Source organism: Pseudomonas sp. K5002 (assembly GCF_013386655.1).
Taxonomy (GTDB): domain Bacteria; phylum Pseudomonadota; class Gammaproteobacteria; order Pseudomonadales; family Pseudomonadaceae; genus Aquipseudomonas.
On the sequence record NZ_JACARK010000187.1, the window covers coordinates 1 to 3453 of the forward strand.

Genomic DNA, 3453 nt, shown 5'->3' on the forward strand with positions numbered 1-3453 from the left:
CAGGTGGCAACGGAACACCTGGCCGGCGTGATCGCCTTCGGTGGCCTCGACTTCGACCTGCACACCGAAGTGCGCGATCACCAGGCCCGTTTGCTCGGGGCCCAGGTCGCCGCCCTCAAGCGCTTCCACGGCGGAGGATTCACGTTTGGCGGCGCGGGCAGCGCGTTCGCCCTGAATCTTTTCGATGCGCCAGTTTTGGCGACGGTTGAGCTGGCGTTTGGCCATTGGTGTTCCGTGTCGATAATGCAAAGGTTAGGTGAAACGGTCGCGAGTCTAGCACGCCCTGCCTGCTAAACTGCGCAGCTACGCCAAGGTGCCAAGGAACCACGACATGCAAAACCCACAGAACCTGATTTGGATCGATCTGGAAATGACCGGTCTGAACCCTGACACCGACGTCATCATCGAGATGGCGACCATTGTCACCGACAGCAACCTCAACACCTTGGCCGAAGGTCCGGTGATCGCCATTCACCACAGCGACGCGGTGCTGGCCACCATGGACGAGTGGAACACCCGCACCCACGGCAACTCGGGCCTGACCCAGCGTGTGCGCGACAGCCGCGTGAGCATGGCTGAGGCTGAAGCCGAAACCATCGCCTTCCTGGAAAAGTGGGTACCCAAGGGCAAGTCGCCAATCTGCGGCAACAGCATTTGCCAAGACCGCCGCTTTCTCTATACCCACATGAAGGCGCTGGAAAGCTACTTCCACTACCGCAACCTGGACGTGTCGACCTTGAAGGAGCTGGCCGCGCGCTGGGCGCCGGAAGTCAAAGACAGCTTCCACAAGGGCAGCACCCACCTGGCGCTGGACGATATTCGCGAGTCGATTGCCGAGCTGCAGCATTACCGCAAGCATTTCATCAAGTTCTGACTTGAGTCGTGGTGAGGCGTTTTTGTGGCGAGGGAGCTTGCTCCCGCTGGGCTGCGAAGCGGCCCTGAAAAATGGGACTGCTGCGCAGTCCAACGGGAGCAAGCTCTCTCGCCACATCAGCAAGAGCTTTAAGCTCTTCAGCGCTCGCCCCCTTTTGGTGCCATCACCAAATGATTAGACTGCGCGCCTCTTTGCAAGGATCGCCATCATGCTGCTGATGCTCTACCTCATCGCCATCACCGCCGAAGCCATGACGGGTGCCTTGTCCGCCGGGCGGCGCGGGATGGACTGGTTCGGTGTGGTGCTGATCGCCTGCGTGACGGCGCTGGGCGGCGGTTCGGTGCGTGACGTGTTGCTCGGCCACTACCCGCTGACCTGGGTCAAACACCCGGAGTACCTGGTGCTGACCTCCGTCGCGGCCCTGGTGACCATCTTCATCGCTCCATTGATGCGCCACCTGCGCTCGCTGTTCCTCGCGTTGGACGCCGTGGGCCTGGTGGCCTTCACCCTGATCGGCAGCATGACCGCCCTGGAAATGGGCCACGGCATGCTGGTGGCGTCAGTCAGCGGTGTGATCACCGGGGTATTCGGCGGCATCCTGCGGGATATCTTCTGCAACGACATTCCGTTGATCTTCCGCCGCGAGCTGTACGCCAGCGTGTCGTTCCTGGCCGCCTGGTTCTACATGCTGTGCATCTACCTTGAGCTGCCAAGTGAGCAATCGATCCTGCTGACGCTGTTCAGCGGCTTTCTATTGCGCCTGCTGGCGATCCGTTTTCACTGGGAAATGCCCAAGTTCGTCTACAACGACGACGTGCACTGACGTTCGGCGTGCTGGTTCAGCGCCCATTCCACATGTTCGCGCACCAGTTCCGAGGGGTATTCCCGACGCGCCTTCAGCGCTTCCAGCACCGGAATGCTTGATGGCGCATTGCCCAGGCCCACCGCCAGGTTGCGCAGCCAGCGCTCATAGCCGGCGCGGCGCAGGGGAGAACCTTCGGTGCTGCTGAGGAATTTGTCCTCGTCCCACATAAACAACTCGGCGAGCTCTGCGTTATCCAGGTTGTGCCGTGGCTTGAAATCGCCTTCGTCGGTAGGCCGCGCGAAACGATTCCACGGGCAAACGATCTGACAGTCATCGCAGCCGAATACCCGATTGCCGATCAGTGGGCGCAGTTCTTCGGGGATCGCGCTTTTCAGCTCGATGGTCAGGTAGGAAATGCAGCGCCGGGCGTCCAGCACGTAGGGCCCGACGAAGGCGTTGGTAGGGCAGATATTCAGGCAGGCGGTGCAGCGGCCACAATGTTCGGTGGCGTGGGGTGGGTCGACCGGCAACGGCAGGTCGACAAACAGCTCGCTCAGGAAGAAGTAACTGCCCGCCTTGCGATTGAGTACCAAGGTGTTCTTGCCGATCCAGCCGAGCCCGGCTTGCTCGGCGATGGCTTTTTCCAGCACGGGGGCGCTGTCGACAAAGGCGCGGAAGCCGAACGGGCCGATTTGCGCCTGGATGCGGTCGGCCAGTTGCTGCACGCGCTTGCGGATCAGCTTGTGGTAGTCGCGGCCCAGGGCGTAGCGGGAGATGTAGGCTTTTTCGGGTTTGGCCAGCAGTTGGGCCATTTGGGTGTCGCCCGGCAAGTAGTCCATGCGCAGTGAGACCACGCGCAAGGTGCCGGGTACCAGCTCCTCCGGGTGTGAGCGCTTGCTGCCGTGGGCGCCCATGTAGTCCATTTCGCCGTGGTAGCCGGCGTCGAGCCAGCGTTGCAGGTGCTGTTCATGCTCGGCGAGGTCGAGGCCGCTGATGCCCACTTGTTGAAAGCCCAGCTCGCGGCCCCAGTCTTTGATCGATTGGGCGAGGGCGGGCAGGTCGTAGGTAATAGCAGGCATGAACAAGAGAAACCGCAGGTTAGATGCGTATAATTCTGCCAGACATCGGAGCTTGAAGACGCATGCCGCAGACAAAACACGAAATACCCGACGTTCAGCACCTGTTGCCCGGCCAATTGCCGCAACTCGCTGCGCGTTCCCCGGACGCCCATAAAGGCCAGTTCGGCCATGTATTGCTGATCGGCGGCGACCGAGGTTTTGGCGGCGCCGCCTTGCTCAGTGCTGAAAGTGCCCTGCGCAGTGGTGCCGGCATGGTTTCCCTGGCGACCCGTAGCGAACACGTCGGTGCGGCGCTGGCGCGGTTGCCGGAAGTGATGACGGTGGGCGTGCACTCGGCCAATCAATTGATGGGCCTGCTGGAAAAGATTTCCGTGATCGTCATCGGCCCGGGCCTGGGCGAGGTCTCCTGGGGCAAAAGCCTGCTGTCGGTAGCGGCCAATGCCAGGCAGCCGCAAGTCTGGGACGCCGATGCCTTGAACCTGCTGGCGGCGGGCAGCGTCAGCCTGCCGGCCAATTGCGTGATCACTCCGCATCCTGGCGAAGCGGCCCGCTTGATGGGTATTTCGACAGCCGAGGTTCAGGCCGACCGCCTTAACGTGGCGCGCGCCTTGAGTCAGAAATTCAATGCGGTGGCGATCCTCAAGGGCGCCGGCAGCTTGATCGCCAGCCCGGACGGTCGGGTTGCCCGCTGCGAT

4 protein-coding genes and 1 pseudogene are annotated in these 3453 nt (G+C 61.9%); 3 read left to right on the plus strand and 2 right to left on the minus strand.

What is annotated here, in order from left to right; translation table 11 throughout:
- Positions 1-225 (minus strand): annotated as a pseudogene (locus HX846_RS10660) (ribosome biogenesis GTPase RsgA); the annotation flags it as partial.
- A gap of 106 nt (positions 226-331) precedes the next feature.
- Here HX846_RS10660 and orn point away from each other — a divergent pair.
- Complete coding sequence (gene orn / locus HX846_RS10665; protein WP_003217529.1) at positions 332-874, plus strand: oligoribonuclease; 543 nt, start codon at positions 332-334, stop codon at positions 872-874.
- 205 nt (positions 875-1079) lie between these two features.
- Positions 1080-1697, plus strand: coding sequence for a trimeric intracellular cation channel family protein (locus HX846_RS10670; RefSeq protein WP_172834585.1), 618 nt, complete (start codon positions 1080-1082; stop codon positions 1695-1697).
- Here HX846_RS10670 and queG read toward each other — a convergent pair.
- Positions 1676-2758: a tRNA epoxyqueuosine(34) reductase QueG gene (gene queG / locus HX846_RS10675; protein WP_178965360.1), complete on the minus strand. Its 1083-nt coding sequence runs from the start codon at positions 2756-2758 to the stop codon at positions 1676-1678. The two genes, HX846_RS10670 and queG, sit on opposite strands and share 22 nt — an antisense overlap.
- Positions 2759-2820: 62 nt before the next feature.
- Here queG and HX846_RS10680 point away from each other — a divergent pair.
- Positions 2821-3453 (plus strand): NAD(P)H-hydrate dehydratase (locus HX846_RS10680; RefSeq protein ID WP_178965361.1); only part of this gene is annotated, 633 nt, incomplete at its 3' end.

Bases quoted from the DNA above. Each gene is read 5' to 3' on its own strand.
- orn (WP_003217529.1), top strand. From the start codon at position 332: ATGCAAAACCCACAGAACCTGATTTGGATCGATCTGGAAATGACCGGT.
- queG (WP_178965360.1), bottom strand. From the start codon at position 2,758: ATGCCTGCTATTACCTACGACCTGCCCGCCCTCGCCCAATCGATCAAA.